Annotated in this window: 19 protein-coding genes; 8 read left to right on the forward strand and 11 right to left on the reverse strand. The window is 60.6% G+C overall.

All coding sequences use genetic code 11. From position 1 onward, the window contains the following. Positions 1-1,367 precede the first annotated feature (1,367 nt). From ASF71_RS12800 to ASF71_RS12810, 4 genes are all read right to left on the reverse strand, one after another. Positions 1,368-1,670, reverse strand: a complete 303-nt coding sequence (locus tag ASF71_RS12800) for a hypothetical protein (RefSeq protein WP_056300705.1) — start codon at positions 1,668-1,670, stop codon at positions 1,368-1,370. Between the two features lie 493 nt (positions 1,671-2,163). Continuing rightward, the gene (locus ASF71_RS25560; protein WP_255354740.1) at positions 2,164-2,295 is read right to left on the reverse strand and encodes a hypothetical protein; all 132 of its coding nucleotides are present in this window, start codon (positions 2,293-2,295) and stop codon (positions 2,164-2,166) included. Further along, complete coding sequence (locus tag ASF71_RS12805) at positions 2,292-2,696, reverse strand: hypothetical protein (RefSeq protein ID WP_056300708.1); 405 nt, start codon at positions 2,694-2,696, stop codon at positions 2,292-2,294. The genes ASF71_RS25560 and ASF71_RS12805 overlap by 4 nt, the downstream gene beginning before the upstream one ends. A 1,607-nt stretch (positions 2,697-4,303) precedes the next feature. Then, the gene (locus ASF71_RS12810; RefSeq protein ID WP_235514429.1) at positions 4,304-4,720 is read right to left on the reverse strand and encodes a hypothetical protein; all 417 of its coding nucleotides are present in this window, start codon (positions 4,718-4,720) and stop codon (positions 4,304-4,306) included. Between the two features lie 245 nt (positions 4,721-4,965). Here ASF71_RS12810 and ASF71_RS12815 point away from each other — a divergent pair, with 245 nt between their 5' ends. Next, on the forward strand, positions 4,966-5,448 hold the full coding sequence (locus ASF71_RS12815; RefSeq protein WP_056300714.1) for a hypothetical protein: 483 nt from the start codon (positions 4,966-4,968) through the stop codon (positions 5,446-5,448). A 102-nt stretch (positions 5,449-5,550) separates the two neighbouring features. Here the strand turns inward: ASF71_RS12815 and ASF71_RS12820 are convergent, their stop codons facing one another. Continuing rightward, positions 5,551-6,927 (reverse strand): Ig-like domain-containing protein, encoded by a 1,377-nt coding sequence (locus tag ASF71_RS12820; RefSeq protein ID WP_056300720.1) that lies wholly within the window; start codon positions 6,925-6,927, stop codon positions 5,551-5,553. A 282-nt stretch (positions 6,928-7,209) separates the two neighbouring features. Between ASF71_RS12820 and ASF71_RS12825 the strand changes: the two genes are divergently transcribed. The 3 genes from ASF71_RS12825 to ASF71_RS12835 all read left to right on the forward strand — a co-directional run bounded on the left by ASF71_RS12825 (position 7,210) and on the right by ASF71_RS12835 (position 8,710). Then, a complete protein-coding gene (locus ASF71_RS12825) occupies positions 7,210-7,497 on the forward strand; it encodes an SH3 domain-containing protein (protein ID WP_056300725.1) in 288 nt (95 codons plus the stop codon). 298 nt (positions 7,498-7,795) lie between these two features. Continuing rightward, positions 7,796-8,305 (forward strand): hypothetical protein, encoded by a 510-nt coding sequence (locus ASF71_RS12830; protein ID WP_056300727.1) that lies wholly within the window; start codon positions 7,796-7,798, stop codon positions 8,303-8,305. A gap of 66 nt (positions 8,306-8,371) precedes the next feature. After that, positions 8,372-8,710: a helix-turn-helix transcriptional regulator gene (locus ASF71_RS12835; RefSeq protein ID WP_056300729.1), complete on the forward strand. Its 339-nt coding sequence runs from the start codon at positions 8,372-8,374 to the stop codon at positions 8,708-8,710. Between the two features lie 413 nt (positions 8,711-9,123). Here the strand turns inward: ASF71_RS12835 and ASF71_RS22800 are convergent, their stop codons facing one another. Continuing rightward, positions 9,124-9,297 (reverse strand): DUF1540 domain-containing protein, encoded by a 174-nt coding sequence (locus tag ASF71_RS22800; protein WP_082505994.1) that lies wholly within the window; start codon positions 9,295-9,297, stop codon positions 9,124-9,126. A gap of 254 nt (positions 9,298-9,551) precedes the next feature. Between ASF71_RS22800 and ASF71_RS12840 the strand changes: the two genes are divergently transcribed. The 3 genes from ASF71_RS12840 (at position 9,552) to ASF71_RS12850 (ending at position 11,997) form a co-directional block, all read left to right on the forward strand. Next, a complete protein-coding gene (locus ASF71_RS12840) occupies positions 9,552-11,033 on the forward strand; it encodes a recombinase family protein (RefSeq protein ID WP_082505995.1) in 1,482 nt (493 codons plus the stop codon). Positions 11,034-11,295: 262 nt separating this feature from the next. Further along, complete coding sequence (locus tag ASF71_RS12845) at positions 11,296-11,496, forward strand: hypothetical protein (RefSeq protein WP_156372786.1); 201 nt, start codon at positions 11,296-11,298, stop codon at positions 11,494-11,496. 54 nt (positions 11,497-11,550) lie between these two features. Next, on the forward strand, positions 11,551-11,997 hold the full coding sequence (locus ASF71_RS12850; RefSeq protein ID WP_056300735.1) for a hypothetical protein: 447 nt from the start codon (positions 11,551-11,553) through the stop codon (positions 11,995-11,997). 89 nt (positions 11,998-12,086) lie between these two features. Here the strand turns inward: ASF71_RS12850 and ASF71_RS12855 are convergent, their stop codons facing one another. The 5 genes from ASF71_RS12855 to ASF71_RS12870 form a co-directional block, all read right to left on the reverse strand. Then, positions 12,087-12,953, reverse strand: coding sequence for a ParB/RepB/Spo0J family partition protein (locus tag ASF71_RS12855; RefSeq protein ID WP_056300738.1), 867 nt, complete (start codon positions 12,951-12,953; stop codon positions 12,087-12,089). Between the two features lie 120 nt (positions 12,954-13,073). After that, a complete protein-coding gene (locus ASF71_RS24755; protein WP_056300741.1) occupies positions 13,074-13,649 on the reverse strand; it encodes a hypothetical protein in 576 nt (191 codons plus the stop codon). Positions 13,650-13,681: 32 nt separating this feature from the next. Then, entirely contained in the window at positions 13,682-14,401 is a 720-nt protein-coding gene (locus ASF71_RS12865; RefSeq protein WP_056300745.1) for a DUF6338 family protein, read from the reverse strand. Positions 14,402-14,473: 72 nt separating this feature from the next. Further along, a complete protein-coding gene (locus ASF71_RS24760) occupies positions 14,474-14,620 on the reverse strand; it encodes a hypothetical protein (protein WP_200939705.1) in 147 nt (48 codons plus the stop codon). 69 nt (positions 14,621-14,689) lie between these two features. Beyond that, positions 14,690-15,310 carry a hypothetical protein gene (locus ASF71_RS12870; RefSeq protein WP_235514430.1) on the reverse strand — a complete coding sequence of 207 codons (621 nt, stop codon included), beginning with the start codon at positions 15,308-15,310 and terminating at the stop codon, positions 14,690-14,692. A 728-nt stretch (positions 15,311-16,038) separates the two neighbouring features. Between ASF71_RS12870 and ASF71_RS22810 the strand changes: the two genes are divergently transcribed. Then, the gene (locus tag ASF71_RS22810; protein ID WP_162243112.1) at positions 16,039-17,397 is read left to right on the forward strand and encodes a replication initiator protein A; all 1,359 of its coding nucleotides are present in this window, start codon (positions 16,039-16,041) and stop codon (positions 17,395-17,397) included. Positions 17,398-17,605: the final 208 nt, after the last annotated feature.

Genomic DNA, 17,605 nt, shown 5'->3' on the forward strand with positions numbered 1-17,605 from the left:
CGCCAGGGCCTGATGCAGGAGGGGCGCTTCTGCGGGRACGCTCCAGACYTCCTCACTGTGCCCAGGGAGCAGGTCCTGAAGCGTATCCCGCAAGTCCAGGCGAGGATCTGGACCTCTCTCCTTGCACTGTCGGAAGCTGGCCGCTGCCGGTTACTGGTCTTGAGGTTCATCTTCGGAGCGTCCACCTGCCCGAACCCAGCTGCCGGGCAAGGTTCCTGCAGCTTCTGGAGTGACCGCCTGGCGTAAAGCACCCATCAACTGGGTCAAATGATGAGCAGAGACCAAGACAGTGACGCGGCCCTGCAGATAGAGAGGGTCGAAGGAATGGATGTGTGGATGTTCGATATCTCGGAGACGGACCGTGAACTGCCGTCCCCCCTTTTCGAAGACGACCTGTTGACCACTGCCTGGGACCCACCGCAACTCGATGTTCGAGAGTGGGGGAATATCTGCGCGGATGGCAATGGGCTCCCGTGAGGGGCTCATCCTGTTTCCCCAGGACGGACCAGGAGGGGCTGGTCCACGCTGCATTCCCTTTGAAAGAAGGTTTGCTCTGCGGACACCAACTGGCGGAGCTGCACGAGGCCGTATTGAANACTGGTGCCCCAGCAGTTCGCGCACGGTGTAGGCCGCCGCGGGACCCAGGACGGACCAGGAGGGGCTGGTCCACGCTGCATTCCCTTTGAAAGAAGGTTTGCTCTGCGGACACCAACTGGCGGAGCTGCACGAGGCCGTATTGAAYAGCTGCTGTTTCCAGGGTGAAGAGCGGCGTACTGAGGGGGAGGTGCCATGCACCTGCCCGCCAGGTRTACCCCCGCGCCTTGGCCTGGTGCCTGATGSAATAGGTCTCGCCATGGACCGTGAGGTTGAGCRTCATTACCGCTCGCGTAAGGACATACGGAAGATGCGTCGGCACTTGAGGAAAGCGTTTCTGGAGTTCCGTGGTCCCTCTCGTCAGGGAAAGCTGGAAGTGATTCGCCTGTTGTTCCAGGGCGTGTCGGGTGAATGAAGAGCTCAGATCAACGGGAAGGGGAGCGGTCATGGTCCATCCTTGACAGAGGTCCCCAGAAGAGTTCAGGGACGCTTGACTGTCGTTGAACCAGTGTTCCATGCAGGACCACGACGGGGGCATGGGTTGACCCTGCTTCTCTTGGGAGAACTCCGGCACTGGAAAGAGAGATCACTTGTCTACGGCAGACTCAGAGAGGCTCGCGGAAGAGTCTGCCTAGAGAGAAGGTTGCTGTCCAGGTCGCTTGTTGCCGGAGACGTTGCAGAGCCCTCTCTAGGTTGGTGTCACGGGACACTTTCCTACCGGGTCGAATTGGGCCCGATCTAGTCTGGGATTGAGGTTGGACAGACGAGCTCTGTTACTCGTGCCTGTACTCGCCGAGATGAACTCTCAGGCGCCGTGTCGCCTGCGCGAAGAGTTGCGAGATGACTGCGTCGGTAACAGGATACGTATGACTGTCCGAGGTTGAAACCATTGAGCCGTAGTGGTCTCTGTAAATAATGGTCAACAGTGGTGCCTCAAGATGACTGGAGACATACGCGTCCGGCACATAGCCCCTTTGTGCCAGGGTTTCAATCTCAGGAATCGGGTCAGGAGTGACATGGGTGTACCAAGTCCGCTCAAACTCCATAAAGTTGTTAATTGCCCTAAAGTCGTCCATTCTTCACCCTCCAAATCCTCAAAACTAACCTTTAACTATAAAACTAAGGAGAAACTCAAATGCAAGGTATCTCTACCGCATATCTATAATTGCTCTTCTAAAAGACAGACCGTGATTCCGTTTCAAGGCTTTCATTCTTCTCGGTTTCTTGCTTCGTCCCAGAACTCCCAAGCCAGCCAATGGGCGGCTTGGCTCACGTCCTGCCCGGTCAGCTCTAATTCGGTCTGCCAGAGGAGCCACATCCCTGCACTGGCGTCAGGATGTGCCTCCAGATGGCGCAGCAACCAAGTCCACCGACCGTCGACACTCCAGCCCAGATTGGCACGGTGGTAGCAGTGTGCCAGCGCACTGGCCAGGATGGAGGCAGAAGGGTTCATCCGTTNTGCCTCCAGATGGCGCAGCAACCAAGTCCACCGACCGTCGACACTCCAGCCCAGATTGGCACGGTGGTAGCAGTGTGCCAGCGCACTGGCCAGGATGGAGGCAGAAGGGTTCATCCGTCGTCATTGACCGCGAAGAGCATGCCTCGATTTGAGTTTTCGCGCAGATCTGCCCAGCCGGCTGGAAGCATGATGAATGCTGTGTCGTGGTACTCACGAAGAAGCAAGCTGAGAAAGTTCGTCATGCTGCACCCGTCGGAAGCGTCACGAGAACGCGGTCCAGGATGCAGTCCCGCCCGAAGACGTTCTGTTCCGTGGTCAGGAGGGTGGTGAGCTGCTCCAAACCCTGAGTCAGGGCAGCAGGGTCCAAATTCAAGAGCGGTGCGTTGAGCTGTTGGTGCCAGGCGCCACTGCGCCAGGTATAACCGCGCCCTTTGGCCTGATACCTGATGGTATAGGTCTCCCCTTCGAGACTGAAGCTCAAGATCAGAAATGCCTGTGCAACAGCCGAAGAGAGAAGGAGCGTCTGATCAGGACACGGCTGTTCGGGACGAGGACGTAAGAAAGCCCGCAGGTGCTCAGCTTGCTGGTGCACATCCTGCTGGGTAGGTAAAGACATCAGATTGATAGGGGCGAGGGGCGTCATAGAGCCATCCTCAGTAGGGCACCCTGAAGCGAACGGGCGTCTCACAGCTACTGTGAAGAAAGTCTTTCACCCTCTTGCCCGCTTCGGATAGTGGTTGTCCCTAGTTTCCTTGGCAGATGCCCAGGAAGGCCAAGACTTCTCGCAGCACCTTCCAAGTGACCTTGGGTTGACCGACCTCAGGTTTCTATCGGTGCTGGAGCAGACCGAACGGAGAAGTCTCTACTCCTGTGGGCGGTGAACGAAGTTACAGAGGTGTCCTGTCGCTGACGACGCACGTCAGACCGTTGCCCTTCGGCCGCACCCCCGCAATTGTCCGCACTGTCCTCGGGTCTCTGGTCAACGACGGGAGATCACCACGGCCCCCCGTGAAGTTGTGGCCACCATCCACACCCGCCTCCTTTGAGGGTTGGCCAGGAGTGATAACGCGTCATCACAACTCCTGCGGCGAGGCCGCAGGGTGTGTGTGGGGAGAGAGGATAAGACTGCACCGCGTACCCCTTCATCCGCTTCCGCCATCGCCCCGCTCAGGGGGTTCCCAACCAGACCTGAGCGGGTCTTTGCCGACCACCGAGACATCTGCACCCGGAGCAGTTCATCTCTCTCCCTTCTTTTTTTAGCTGTCACTTTTGTCACTTCCGTGACCCCCTGACCCGCAGGGACTGGCCTGGAGTGGCCCTCACCGACCACTGGGGGATCTGTGCCTGGAGCGTCTCCCCTCTTTTTTTAGCTGTCCGTTCTGTCCGTTCCGCGATCCTCTACCCCGCAGTGGACTGCACCTGGCCGCCACCCCCAACTCTGTTGTTCGAGCAACAGGGACGAAAACAGCGGAAAGCAAGCGCCGCTTTTTCACCCCACCTTGACCCGTCGAGACCCGCCGGGTGGGCGAATTTCAGGACGCGCATGCTTTCCGTTGTGTCCTGCCAGACCCGGTCTCCGACGCTCGTGCTGCCCGAGGAGGGTGGCCCCTGACCCGCAGTGGACTGGGCCTGGAAGAGCCCTCACCGACCCCCGGGGATTCTGCGCCTGGAGCGTTTCTCCTCTTTTTTTACCTGTCGGTTCTGTCGGTTCTGCGTCCCTATGACCCGCAGTGGACTGAACCTGGCCGCTACCCCCAACTCTGTTTTCGAGCAACAGGGACGAAAACAGCGGAAAGCAAGCGCCGCTTTTGCACCCCACCCTGACTCGTCGAGCCCCGCCGGGTGGATGAATTTCAGGACGCGCATGCTTTCCGTCGTGTCATGCCAGACCCGGTCTCCAACCCTCGGGAGGCCCCACGCGCGTGCCCCCTCAACGGCCCGCAGGGACCGGCAAAAGACACGACAGTTGACGACCCCTCGGTCGTCATCGAGAGGCCATTCTCCGCGTCCCAGAGGGCAGATCTCAGCGCGCGCCAACGGTCGCGTTCTGTCGCTCAGCGTGGGGCTCCGGAGGGCGTTTCACCTCCGCTGGCTCTCCCCACTTCCAAGGAGCGCCTCCGGCCTGATCGTTCGCTATTTTTCACGAAAATGAAAGAAACGGACCGTTTGCAGCCCTCTCTAGACCGTTCTACCCCCTACCCAGACACTCTTAGTGGGGGCGGTCAACCTGTCTCTTTGGGGAAGGCTGAGCTACGGGTTCATGGCCCGGAGTATTTCTGCCTGATGGGGCTTCAGGAGCTCGGCGAACAGATGCACCAGGTCTCCACTCAATCCAGGCTTCCGCTCGAGCGACTGGAGGTCTCGCCGGTACCGGTACAGCACTTCCGGCGTCTTCGGCGTCGGCCACGTCCGCAACGTCGCCAGCGTCACCCGGCTCCCCTCCGCCTCCGGCTTCACCCACACCTTCAGGGACAGCGGCGACGTCAGGATGATCCGCTCGCCGTAGAGCAGCTGCACCGGCTCGACCCGCGTGTAGAAGAAGTCATCTCCCGCCTTTTTGCCCCCCGCCTGGTCCCGCCCCCGAGTACTGTGCGTCGACGTCAGCTGGGCTTCGCCGATCGGCGTGCGGTTGTCTGCCAGGATCGCCAGACCCAGCCGGTTTGCCACGTGCCGCCCGTACTGCTCCTGCGCCGCCCGGCGGATGGCCACCTTGAGTTGGATCTCTGGCCCCCGGCGACCGCGACTGGCCCCCCTACGTCCGCCTCACCTACGGCAGATACGAGCCCCGCTACGTCAGCGGGGTTGAGGAGGCTGCCCCCTACCAGCTACAGGGCGTGGGCTAGCTGATCCGGTATGGCTACCACGTCACAGGCCTGCTGCACGATGGCCTGGATCGGCTGTCAGATGAGGCTGTGCTCGCGGTGGCCACGCTGAAAGACTGTGCCGAGGAACTCCGGTACAAAAAGGAGTCGGATGAGACGAAAGAACTGTTGCTGGAGGTGCAGGCGCAGTTGATCTCCCGCCTACGCCTATGTCATCTGCCTACGAGCGCAGACCTCTACAGCGCAGAAGAGGCCGCAAGCGTGATGGACCGCTGGGAGTTAGAGAGTCAGAACGCGCACACGGACGCAGCCCGGATCATGAAGGACTATCTGGCGGACGTTCGGGATGTCCTGCAACGCCTGGAGGTGGAGGATGTGCAGCGCAGCCCGGTGGTGGACACGCAGACGCCAGAGGAGATCCAAGCGGCCACGATCACGCAGCTGCGGGCACTTCTTGCCCAGTTGGAAGAAGGAGCGTTCGCAGTGCGTGAGGTGCGGACCACGCCGCGCGGCTGGCTGGAGGAGATCATCATCCAAGGCCGCCGCGAGTCTACAGAGCGTAGAGAGTCATAGAAGCAAGTCGATGTCTACATTGTGGGAAACGGGTCCACGGAGCGTCACCGTAAGCCGGCAGAGAAGTGACAAAGTCCTCCTCATCTGCAGGTTGCAATCCTCTTAATTCAGCCTGAGTCTCACGGCGTTGCTCGTCCGGATGATGGCTCCGTCTTGCCCTCTGACGTTCACAGTAAGCTGGTTTGTACAATTTCCGTTGAGGGTGCATTTTGCCGTGATCTGCACTAGATACGCATTTGGTGCCCCTGTCGGCACGACGGTCAGGCCGCTGACCGTGTGAAACGGAAACGCTGGCTCCGCCGTTACCGTGAAGGTGGGGATGCCGCTATACCCCCCAGAGGGTGACAGGGTAAGCGGGAGCGTAATCGTCCGGGATGTGTTGTAGGGAATGGTATAAGAGCTTGTGCTCCCGGGGTCAAGCGCCAAACTGAAGTCCGGGTTGTTCACCGTCAGCGCCGTAGCCGCGCTCGTCACCACAGCCGCGCCGCTCCCCAGATCTACGCTCGCCGTGATCTGCGTTGTGCCCACCTTCACGCCGGTCGCCACCCCAGTCGCCGGATCGATGGTCGCCACACTGGGGTCACTGCTGGCAAACCTCACGGTCGTAGCACACTCGGCGGGCGTGGTCGTTACCGTCGCCTTGAAGGTGGTGGTACCCGCAACGGCCAAAGTCGGCGCGTTGGGTGTCACCGTTACGCTGTCCACCGAGCATGTGAACCGGCCCACCGCCACGATGACGCTGAAGTCGAAGGGGTCGCTGACCGGCGTGCTGTTGTTCAGGTCGGCGGCGAAGGTGACCAGGGCGCTTTGCCCAGCGCCTAGCGGCGCGGGGAGTTGCCACCCACCCGGCGCGCGACCTGCGATGACCTGACCGACGGGCACGGTCGGTGTCAGGGCGCTGGTGTCGAGTGCGCTGTACGGTGTGGCGTTGGGATCAGGAATCGCGCTGACCGTGCCCGAGGCGATGCTCAGTAGCTTGCCAGCCACAGGCGTGAGGTCAGACGCCCGGCTGGACGCATCGGTGCCCCCGTAGGTCGTGAGCCGGGTGAAGTAGCTACTGCCCGGTATCGGTGGGGGGGTCTGGCTGGTCGTGGTCGTGGGGTCGGTGTCCTCGTCGGTATTCACAGGCACGAAAGTCAGGCGGGTGAGCGGCTGGGTGCCGGTGTTGGTCACGCGGTAGACCGAACGGATGTGCCGCGTGCCGTTCAGGAGGAAGGTGTCCACGGCGAGGGGGGCGAAGGTCAAGCCATTGTCGCTGACATCCGTAAAGCCCTGGGCCCTGAGGGCGGGCGTGATCTGGGTGATGCTGGAGGCGGGGGCCACGCCAGGCTGCCCGATGTGCTCGAAGTTGATGGCGTAGAGCGGGGCACCTTGGGTGGAAACAGTGGGCGTGGCGGCTCCTGGGCTGGAGGCGGCTGGCTGACCGCAGGCTGCGAGCAGCAGGGACAGCAGGAGGAGGCTAAGGGGAAGGCGCGTCATAGTTGACCTCCATGTCCAGGGGCAAGGTGTGTACCTGATGAGTTCAAGAATACACGGCGATGAGGGGCTGACAAAGGGGCAAAAAAATGAGAATAAGACGGGTGTGAATGACCGTCGTGATCTGTGTGTACGCTCTATGCGCGGCGCTCTCCCTCTCCTTGACCCGTCACAACCTGCGGCGGCTGTCAACGCCTTATCGCCGTCATTTATGTGATCACGAAGGGTGAATTCAGCTGGCTGAAGTAGGTCGCTCGCCTCAAGCACCGTTCTGGAGGACTGCCCATGAAGAAACTGCTCGCGTGCCTGGCCCTGACCCTTGCCCCTGCCTTCGCCCTGCAGGTCACCACCACGGAGAACCTCAACCTCCGCAGTGGGGCCGCCAAGACCGCCCCAGTCCTGAGCCAGGTGCCCAAGGGGACGCAGTTGGAGATCGGTGCGTGCAGCCAGTTCTGCCCGGTGGTCTACCAGGGGCGGCGGGGTTACGTCGCGCGGGCCTACCTGAAGGCGACCCCTACGCCCACCCTTCCTCAGGTGACCATCCCTGCACGTCCGGCCAACCCGGGCACATAAAGGATCATGCTGCTATCCTGGAGCAAAGACTGGAATGTCGCCATTACGCCAGCCACATTGCTGAGGGTGCTTGACGTTGGGGGTGGCGCGGACCTCGAATCCACAGTGCTGGCACATGTCGCCAAGCAGTCGGATCTGACTCCTTACACCGACGTGCTGGATCGGCTCAGCGTGTCTACGCTCTCATACGTGAAATATCAGGGGAAAGCTACATCAATCGCTGGAGAAGCGCAGCGCTTGCGACGACGAGCTTTTGTCCTTTGAGCACATCGCCAACAGTAAAACTGATAGGAGCACAATGAAAAACTTGCTGACCGTGATCCTTCTCTCCCTCCTCGCTGCTCCTGCTCAGGCGGCCGGCACTCCGATCAAGGTGCTCATCACCGGCAGCGGCGGTCAGGAACGGCTCACGGACACCCTGTTCATCGTCGGCAAGCGCACCCGCGACGCGACTCCCCTGGAACTGGCCGTCTCCGTCACCAAGCAGACCTCGGGCGGCCGGATTTCCTCCCTCAGTCTCTTCGTCCTCAACGACGACCTGAAGCCGAGTGAGCTCGACCTCCTGGCCACGAACACCCACCGGGTCGCCACGAGCTGCTTCAACCTCAGCGTCGAGCGTCTGGGAGGAATCACGGCCTGGCTGAAGATGCTCGAGCGCCAAGGGGTACGGAAGGCAGAGGCAAGCTTTGGGCCCATGCAGGTGATGTTCAAGCGGGACCGCACGCATGACGGTCCCTATATCGAGGTTGCCATGTTCCGCACGGGGCAGCCGGGTGCGGGGCCCTGGAAGAACTACTGCACGAACTGAGAAGGAAAAACCTGATGAGCGAACGGAACTTCGGTAGCCTGTGCGCCAGGAGGGTCCTTACCCCTGATGTCTGATCAGTCCAAGTTGGCGAACAGGTACGACGATCTCTTTTTTCAGGCAGCCGACCACCCGAGTGCGCCTATGTTGACTCGGGAGTGGCTGCGCCTGGTGCGGGAGCGGCAAGGGTTACGGCAAGTGGATGTGGCGACACGCCTGGCCGCGCTTGGACCGCAGGCTGCGTTGAGCCGTGAGCACCTCTCCAAGCTGGAGGGTGGGAAGTCTTCCTTCTCCTTTCTGGGATTTTTCCAGACAGACGGTGTACGGCAGGTGCTGAACGTTGCTCAGGCCGAGTGGGATGAACGGATGCAACAGGTTTCTGTGCCGCTGCAAAGGCGCGCTCCTTGACCGCTCCATCTCAAGACCTGCCTCCGCTGCCGGACCGGTCCCCCTCGGTGGACCCGAAGGACCTCGTGCTGCCTCGGCATTGGCTCAAGCAGGTCAGGGAACATCGAGGTCTGACGCAGCAAGGTCTTCTTCAGCGACTGGCTTGCCAGGACCCGCCCTGCCGGATGTCCCTTGCCACTTACGGTAGGCTGGAGACTGGAAGGCGATCCATCGCTCAGCTCCCAGCGGCTCAGCGAGAAAGCCTTCAACAGGCTCTGGGCGTTCCTGCCGAGATCTGGGAACAGGTCTTCAGGCGAATAGAGCCTGACGAGCAACAGTCTCTCTGAGACGTCCCTCTCAGAATCCTGTGGGTTGCCACGTCAGCCCATACGAAAACCCCCACCTTCTCTAGTGGGGGCTTTTGTCAGCTGAGCTTACTGCTGGGCTGCGGGGCGCTCGCCCTGGGCATCGTCTGCCGGGCTGAAGGTCAGGCACTGGGCCTGCTGAGCGCTCATGCTCACTTCGATCTGGCCAGCCGTGCACTTCATATCGCTATTGAAGCGGCAGGTGGTGGCGTCGCAGCGGGAGACAGTGGTCGTGTCGTTCATGGGATGTACTGTAAACATGATCTCAGTTCTTGAAAGTAGGTCACTGCGTCATGTATTCCGCCCAATCAAGTAAGGCTTATCGTATTAGTCAGGTTTAAATTTAAAGGAATCCTGACGCCTCCAGCTCCACGACTGTAGTACGTGTTCCCACGGTGGCGTGGCCACCAAGTCCTGAGACTCAGCTTCGAACGCACAAGATCAGTCCTGGCCCGCACGTCTGCGGGCCACAATAGATCATCATGTAAAAAGCTTCTCTGCGCGCCGCTACGTACCGCCGAGTCTCGACCGAGGAGCAGGTCAGCAATCACAGCCTGGGCAACCAGTCCGACAAGCTGGCGGACTTTGCGGAGCAGCAGGGGTACACGGTCGTTCGGGAGTACGTTGACCCTGGGCATAGCGGCACGACGCGCAAGCGCCCGGGTCTGGAGCAACTCCTGCAGGATGCCCAGGCCGGCCTCTTCGACACGGTGCTGATCTACCGCCTCGACCGCCTCGCGCGCCGCACTCACCTGGCCTATACCCTTCTGCAGGAGCTGATGGAGGCCGGCGTCGGCGTACGCTCCTACAGTGAGCCGCAGATCGACAGCACCACCCCAATGGGGAAGGTCAGTCTGGGCGTCACCGCCATCTTCGCTGAGTTGGAGCGTGACACCTTCATGCAGCGCTCGAGAGATGGCCGCCGCAAGGCTGTCACCGAGGGCATTCATGGTGGAGGCCCCGTGCCTTACGGCTATGTGCTCCAGAACCACCGCCTGGCGGTGCACGAACCAGATGCCGCAGTCATCCGTATGATCTTCAGCTGGTACACCGAGCACCACTGGTCGACTGTCCGCATCACCCGGGAGCTGGCGGCGCTCAACATCCTCTCGCGTTACCGGGCGACGAATCGGCGTCTCAATGGCAAGATCACGGATGCCCACTGGAAATCCGGTTCCATCAGGTTGATTCTAAAGAACCGGATCTACATCGGAGAACACCAGTACGGCCGCCGGAACAGCAAGGGCCGAAATCCGTCGGAGAACGTGCTGACAGTGCAGGTTCCGGCAATTGTGGACCGGGACATGTGGGAAGGGGCGCAGCAGAAGATGCTGATCAATTCGCGTACGGCTCAGCGCAATGCCAAGCGGGCGTACATGCTCAGGGGGCTGATCCGGTGCGACTCCTGTGGGCGGTCCTACGCTGGGCACACCGGGCGGAGGGAGGGGCTGTTCAGGTACCGGTGTGGGGGACGTTCACATCGGATTGATCTTGAGTCACCGATCTGCACCTCGCCCACCCTCGACGGCGTTCACCTTGAGGCGCAGCTCTGGCAGCGGATTACGGAGATCCTGAGCGCGCCGGATGAAGCGTTGGCGCAGCAGCCGATGACTATCGTTCCTGCGGAGTTGCCGATGGTCGAGAAGGCCCTGGCGGACATCCAGGTGAGTCAGGAACGATTGACGGACTTGTATCTGGATGCGCACGGCTCAATGAGCAAGCAGAGTTACCTGACCCGTCTGGCGGCGTTTGAGGAGCAGCGTGCTGGGTTACAGGCGCGCCTGCTGGTACTCCGTGATACGGAGGCGCACCAGCAGGAGCAGAAGCGGCTTGAGCGCCGTATTCATGACTTGTCAGCCCAGTACTGGGATCAGCTGGCGCAGCCAGACGATGAGCTTCGGCAGGTGCTGGCGAATCAGTTGATCGAGCACGTCACCGTGCAGGCGGATGGCAGCATAGACGTGAAGTGGGTTGTGTAAGGCAGCGGAAACTGAGGCAACTCAAGATCAATGATCTGCGTACCGGAAGATGTGACCAAATAGATTCTTGTCGGTGTCATCAGTAGCCTGATTGTGGTCTTCCTCGGAATTGCCTGGGGGCATGGGAAAAGGATGTTTGCAGCTTGGCAAACCCGTCCCACGGCACAGGCCAAACGTGAGTCCGAGATGGAAGCAGCACGACATATCGCTGGAAATACACAGCGTCTTGTCTGCCTGGTTGGGTTTTTTTACCTTGCTGGGGATGAGCGTCATCAGCATGACGTTAGGAGTGATCATGATCTGGGCTGGGTTTTTTGCCAATCTTATTCCTCCGCTGCTTCTGCCGCTTGCTGGTGCGTTACTTGGTGTAAGCATTACCTGCTGGATGGCGCTGCGTAAGGTGGAGCAGGTTCTTGACGCTGTGGTCGAGGAAGAGCGACTCCGACTGAGTCAAATCAATTAAAAATGTTTGAGTCCTTGACTTGAACTGGGCGCTCAAATCATCTATAAGAGAACGATGCCTTACGCTAAATTGAGTGATCAGATCGGTGAATTGACCAATCCCCAGCGCAGCGATGCCTTTTTCAAGCAGTTCCGTAATGCTGTGCGCGAAGGGAAAATCGAAGCGGCGGATCTCTCCGAACGCTTTGATCTGCCTAAGGAATACCGTCGCCGTGGTGCCGACGAAACCTATACGCGCACTGTCAAAGACATGATTGTGAACGTGACCCCCGCTTACAAGAAGTGGTTTGAGGGAGTCAACGCTGAGTTGAGCACGCCGACGCGTCGGGCGGCCGCACCGAAGGTCAGTCTTGAAGCTGTTGAATCTGGGGACGTGGATTTTGCGGCGATGGTGGAGGAGACCCGGCGTAAACTCCAGAACAGCTACAGCAAGGGACAGACTCTGGGGAACGCGCGTAAGGGTGCAGCGGCAAAACCCAGGGGGAAGCGTACGGCGAAGTAAAGCGCGCGTTTGCCTGGGCCCTCTGCGTGCTGGAGGGCCTTTTCCGTTGGGGGCCTGCGCTTGATGGTGTGCTGGGGCAGGGTCGGGAGCTAGTGGTGGTGGGGACTTGGGATGTTCCCTTGGAAATAGCACGTGTTCAAGTGCGCCCGAGCGGCGCTCCCACGAGAACTCGGCGCCGACGTCGCCACCGGGGTGGAGGTCTGGCCTAGCACCTGGAGCAGGTCGGCCACCGGGATATTGCGCCGCTCACACAACTCCCGCACCTCCACGGCCAGCACGTCCGCCGGCGGAATCAGTGTGGGAAGCGGGGGTGCCGCTGCGAGGAGTCGCGCGCCCAGCGCGGCTGACCGCACCACCGTGATGTCCTTGAGCTGCTTGGCTGTAAAGGCTTGGTCGCTCTGGGCCTGCGCCCGGATCTGCCGAATGGCCTCGAGGAGGTAGGGCCCTTGGAGCTTGGCCGCCCGCTCGGCGATGCTCAGGGCCAACACCCGCGTCCCGACGAGGTCGAGGATGTCGTCCGGCAGGGCCAGTAAGCTCACCCGAGCACGAATGACCTGGACCAGGACGCCCGTATTCGCGGCAATGCCCTCAATGGTCAGCGTGTGCAGGAGGCGCTGGTACAGCCGGGCTTCCTCGACGGGATTCTCGCTGCGGTTGTGCACCCCGGCGACGATCAGGGCCCAGGCATCCTCGCTGAGCCCTTCGTAGACCAGGGCGCGAATGTCCGGCCACAGGAGGCTGCGAGCGGCCGCCACGCGGCGATTGCCGTCGCGGATGCGGTACGTCCCATCCGGGCAGCGCTGCACGAGGATAGGATCGCGCTGGCCGGTCGCGCGCAGGGTGGCCTTCAGGTGATTGCTCGCCCCATGCGCGTTCTCCTGGAGATCGTCGAGGGAGAGGAAGGCTTCGGTGCCCTCGGGGACCGTGATGCTGAGCAGGGGCAGCGGGTTTTTCATAGCTGTCTCTGGCCCCCCTTGGGGGGCCAAGCCTCCACCCATCCCACCGCAGCGCGTCCAATGAAGAAGGGACAGGGCGCCGGCCCTGTCCCTTGCCTTACCCGGCGTCGAGATCCAGCCTCACGCCCCCTCCGAGACGTCAGCCTGCCCGCGCTCGCCTGCCGGACCATCCCTGACCTCCGGTGCCGTCAGGCATTTGAAGCCGACCCCTTGAACCCGCCACGCCTGGTCGCGCTGCACGTAGACATCCCCCACCGAAGACGACACGGTGCGTACGTCACGGCTCCAGACGCCTGGACGGCTTGGCCAAGCCAGATCATCCTCGACCATCCCCTTCACAGGATCGCGAACGATGCCGTGCTGGGTGCGCTCGAACGCCTCCTCCAGCGTCATGTCCTCCAAGAGGACCGCACAGAGTCGGTAGGCCTCCGGGAAGGGTGCCTGTGGCCCAAGCAGGCTGTACTGCTCTGGATGCCGGACCTGCCAGATCTGGAGCCCATCGGGGACCACGAGCTCCGGGGCCGCAGTATGCAAGGCCTGGAGGACCTCCTCATCGGACAGGGCCAGCACCCGCTTGGGCTCGTTCAGTCCCCCAGTGACAAGCAGATCGCTCGCCGCCTGGACCGTGAAGCGTCCATTCGGCAAGACGTAGACCTGCCGCTGTTCAAACCCAGCCTCATAGATGATTGCGCGCATACGCGCCAAGGGCCCCTCGCGGGGGCCAGATCTTAAGACGGCAGCACGTCCAACGGGAGACTGATCTCTGCGCCCAGGTCCTCCTGCTCCGGCGCCGTCATGGCCTGAATCTGATCATTTGACGTCTCGTCCAGCAGCGTGACCGCCTCGATCTTCGCGGTGATGATCGTCGTCCCCGGCCGGAGCGGCACGATCGCGGTGCGCATGCCCGGATCATCTGCCGCGAACATGACGGCATCCTTGAGGGCAATCGTACGCCCATTCGGCGTTTCGTTGACCTGGAGAGCGTTTCCGAGGAACTGGCGGCCGTCCTCCATACGGACGATCACGAGCGGCTCGTCGATATCGCCGCCCAAAAGGTTCGCCCAGGGGTCCGGATTGAAGGCCTGCCCAGAGAAGGTGGCGAGCCACGCCCGGAGTGGAGGAAGGCGCAGGAGGGAACCCAGGACCAGCCCACCACATAAGGCCAGGGCAGACGTCCAGAGACTCAAGACCAGGATGTCGGAGACGGTTGTGTCGTTCGTGGCCTGGGTGAGCGAGAGCGCCACGAAGCGTTCGACCGGAGGCCAGGCGCGGGCCAGGCCGATCAGGAGGATGAGGCCCAGGTTCAGCGCACTGAGCAGCAGCGACCAGAGGAGGGTGCTCTGCGCTTCGGCGATGCGCACCCCCTGCAGGTACCGGAAGATGGAAAGGCCGAGGAAGCCGGGAATCAGGAGGAGCAGGCTGGCCAGCAACACCGCGAGCGTATTCATGGGTCAGCTCCACAAAAAAGATGCCGGCCTGGAGGGCAGCGGCATCGAGATACGGGGACGGAGTTGGGGGGACTAGCGTTTGGGCGCTTTGTGCTTCTCGTTCAGGCGCTTCAGGTCCGCGGCGGGGATCTGGCGCATCAGGCCCTGATCACCCACGTAAGCCATGGCCTGGAGGGCACTGACGCCCTTTTTCTTCGGCGGTACGGTGGTCTTGATCATGCGCTCCTCCCGGATTGATCGTACAGGGCTCAGGCAGCGGCAACTGTGTGGCCTACGGATGACGGTCGTTTATTGGTCTGCGACGAATACGGGTAGCCCGCTCTGTCGGGCACGGGTTTCACGGGCATTCTGGATGTCCTGTTCAGGATGCGAGATCACGGTAAGGGCGGTAATCGGCACCGTCATGAACACGGCCAGGCCGTACTCCGGCTTGCCGGACAGGGGCGGCCGGACGGCGTAGGTTTCCCCGCGCGCCAGTTGGCGCCGTCCCGGACCAGCATTCTCGGACGCGTGCCACGCGAGGCCCAGGCAGCCCTGCTGTGCGGTGTGCCCGTGGCTATAAGGGCAGCGAAACGCCTGCGGGGTCGGCAGCGTGGCCGCATTCAGAACCGCCGCCCGCGGGTGCAACAGGAAGAGTCGGGACTGGGCGCTCAGGTGCTCGATGGGGCCGGTGTGCGAGACACGCCGCGAGACCCCCAGTCGCCGGGCTTCCTCAATGAAGTCGGCCACCTCGGGATAGTGCGCTTCGCCGACCCAGTCCAGGACGTTCGTGACGCCATGCTCGTCCACGAAGGTGGAGATCCCGATGGGGCTGATGTTCCACTCGGCGGGATCGATGGTCAGCGGGAGGTCGACGAGGAAGTCCTCAGTGGGGCGGCCGCCTTTGCCTTGGCCGGACTCCAGATACATCTCTCCGGCGTGACGCCCACTTCCACACAATCGTGCGCCACCGCTTGCTCGTATGCCATTCATATGTTGAGAGTGGCTCCACCGGCTGGTGGGGCCAAAACTTAAAAACATATCCTCAGTTCGCCAGGGCCAGCTACTGCCTTGAAGCCCAGATGAAAACTAGGTCCTGGAGAAACCAACTGGCGATTTTCCTGAGGCTATTGGATGACCAAGCCATTCTCGATCGCTAGCAGCGCCATGAAGAGGGACATGCAGGGCTACAGATAAAGTTGACTCTGTAGCGACCCCTTTGGGGGGTAAGAGGAACTGATCCAGACATTTTAATCCCAAAACTATCTCGACCCCTTTGGGGGATAGCGGCATAGATCTCCAACACACTCGTTGTAGACGGCATATTTCCCTTGACGACCCCTTTGGAGAATCCGACCAAGGGGTCGCGCTATTCTGGGCCGAATCAGACACGACCCCTTTGGGGGAGAAAAGGCAGAATTCAGCTTCCGGACGTAGAAAATGCGGAATATGTGGTCCTCATGACCTGCAACGACCTCTTTGGGGGAGACCCTCCCCGGAAGCACGACCCCTTTGGAGGATTTCGGTCACAAACAACGACCCCTTTGGGGGGAAATAACGAAAATCGTTGTCCTACACGCACATAAACCTCACTCTTGTTGTTGTTTTCTTTTATTCTTTAAAAGAGAAACAACATTACAGCCCCCGGAAGGAGGAGCGTGAAGCGTCTACAGACCAGCAATACTCTCGCCGACGAGCGGTTCATCGCCCAGTTGGGAATCATCAGCATTCAGAACCGCATCGATCCGAGCAGTCCGCAGAATCGGCGTTGGATCAGTGAGTTCACCGTGCAGGACACGCTATACCACGTCGAGGGCTTTGCAGCCGACTTTGGAAGACCACGGGGTGTAGACACGGATGTCCAATTAGCGGTGGAGACCCTGTTTCTACTTCAGGGTTGTCAAGCTCACAACACGGTCACCACAAGTGCCTACGAACTTCTTCAGATGTGCCAGATGACCAATAAGGGAACCAACTACGTCAGGCTTCGGGAGTCTCTGATGCGTCTGTGGCGAGTAGGGTTTTTGGTCACTCGTGCACACTATGTACCAGGCAGTCCGTGGGCCACATACTTGAATGAGACGTTAGGGCTTTTTCAACGGGTGCGTTTCTGGAGTCAGGGGAGACGAGACGATAGTCCGGATCTCAGCTCTCTGGTCGCAGATGGGAAATTGCTGGTACAGCTCTCGGAACCTTTGGCTGACAGCATTCGCGCTGGGTACACCCAATCTCTCGATCGCCGCCTGCTCTCTCAGATTGAGCAACCTGCGGGGAGAGCCACCTACCGTATCCTGCAGGCTCATCGTCCAGCCGAGGGACCTCTGGAAGTGGGTCTGATGGACTGGGGCGCGGCGTGTGGCGTACTTACAGACCAACCTGACAAGATCCGGCGGACACTTCAGGCGGCCCACGAGGAACTGATCGACAATGCCTATCTGGAAGACGTGGTCTATGTCGGCCGCGGAACAAAACAGAAGCTCGAATATCATTTCCGGGTAGAGGGAGCACCGGATCCGGCCCTGGTGCACCTCCTGACCGAACAGAGTATTCCCCGGGCACGCGCCGAGCGCTTGGCGGCACAGCATCCGGCACAGATTGAAGCGGCCGTAAGATATGTCCAGCAACGTCGTCAGCAAGGTCTGGTCAAGTCCCCTGGCGGCTTGACGACAGATATACTGCTGCACCCGGAGAAATACAGTCTGCCAGCTCCATCCTCGCCAAGTCAGGAGCGAAGAATACCCGATCTGAGGAAAGTGGAGCGAGAGGTGGAGCAGCTACAGGTGCAACAGCAGGAGACGTTGCTAGCCTTGCCCGCTGCTGAGCAGTGGGTCTCCTGCTTGAGCACGTTGAAGTTTCTATTGGCCCGTTCACTGTCACTGACAGAATGGGAGCTGCTAGAGCAAAAATGCCGTGCAGGCACAATTAACGCTGCTGAGCTGACCCGTGAATTGAGTGCAACGGTCCAAAAAGCTGCGCGACGCGAACGTGTTCTGAGCAGTCTAGGACCATTGAGCTGAGCAATTCGTTTGTCGAGTATTGAGGCCTAAACGAGATGATTTATTGAGCTCAACGTATTTCTAGAGAATCAGAATTTACGCTCTAGCGGCCAGATACAGTGGCGTATACCTCAGAAGTTGCACCTCGCGTAGGACAATGAATAGCCGTGCTGGCCGAGAAATTCTGCGTTTTTCGTGAAGAAGTGCAGCAAGCGGTTGAGATACAGCT

It is taken from the genome of Deinococcus sp. Leaf326, from assembly GCF_001424185.1.
In the GTDB taxonomy this organism is placed as follows: Bacteria; Deinococcota; Deinococci; order Deinococcales; family Deinococcaceae; genus Deinococcus.

What these genes read in the sequence shown, in the direction of transcription:
- ASF71_RS25560 (WP_255354740.1), bottom strand. Translation starts at nt 2,295, where the DNA reads ATGACGAACTTTCTCAGCTTGCTTCTTCGTGAGTACCACGACACAGCA.
- ASF71_RS12800 (WP_056300705.1), bottom strand. Translation starts at nt 1,670, where the DNA reads ATGGACGACTTTAGGGCAATTAACAACTTTATGGAGTTTGAGCGGACT.
- ASF71_RS12850 (WP_056300735.1), top strand. Translation starts at nt 11,551, where the DNA reads ATGCCTTACGCTAAATTGAGTGATCAGATCGGTGAATTGACCAATCCC.
- ASF71_RS12865 (WP_056300745.1), bottom strand. Translation starts at nt 14,401, where the DNA reads ATGAATACGCTCGCGGTGTTGCTGGCCAGCCTGCTCCTCCTGATTCCC.
- ASF71_RS24760 (WP_200939705.1), bottom strand. Translation starts at nt 14,620, where the DNA reads ATGATCAAGACCACCGTACCGCCGAAGAAAAAGGGCGTCAGTGCCCTC.
- ASF71_RS12825 (WP_056300725.1), top strand. Translation starts at nt 7,210, where the DNA reads ATGAAGAAACTGCTCGCGTGCCTGGCCCTGACCCTTGCCCCTGCCTTC.
- ASF71_RS12805 (WP_056300708.1), bottom strand. Translation starts at nt 2,696, where the DNA reads ATGACGCCCCTCGCCCCTATCAATCTGATGTCTTTACCTACCCAGCAG.
- ASF71_RS12820 (WP_056300720.1), bottom strand. Translation starts at nt 6,927, where the DNA reads ATGACGCGCCTTCCCCTTAGCCTCCTCCTGCTGTCCCTGCTGCTCGCA.
- ASF71_RS22800 (WP_082505994.1), bottom strand. Translation starts at nt 9,297, where the DNA reads ATGAACGACACGACCACTGTCTCCCGCTGCGACGCCACCACCTGCCGC.
- ASF71_RS12855 (WP_056300738.1), bottom strand. Translation starts at nt 12,953, where the DNA reads ATGAAAAACCCGCTGCCCCTGCTCAGCATCACGGTCCCCGAGGGCACC.
- ASF71_RS12830 (WP_056300727.1), top strand. Translation starts at nt 7,796, where the DNA reads ATGAAAAACTTGCTGACCGTGATCCTTCTCTCCCTCCTCGCTGCTCCT.
- ASF71_RS12845 (WP_156372786.1), top strand. Translation starts at nt 11,296, where the DNA reads ATGAGCGTCATCAGCATGACGTTAGGAGTGATCATGATCTGGGCTGGG.
- ASF71_RS12870 (WP_235514430.1), bottom strand. Translation starts at nt 15,310, where the DNA reads ATGTATCTGGAGTCCGGCCAAGGCAAAGGCGGCCGCCCCACTGAGGAC.
- ASF71_RS24755 (WP_056300741.1), bottom strand. Translation starts at nt 13,649, where the DNA reads ATGCGCGCAATCATCTATGAGGCTGGGTTTGAACAGCGGCAGGTCTAC.
- ASF71_RS12835 (WP_056300729.1), top strand. Translation starts at nt 8,372, where the DNA reads ATGTCTGATCAGTCCAAGTTGGCGAACAGGTACGACGATCTCTTTTTT.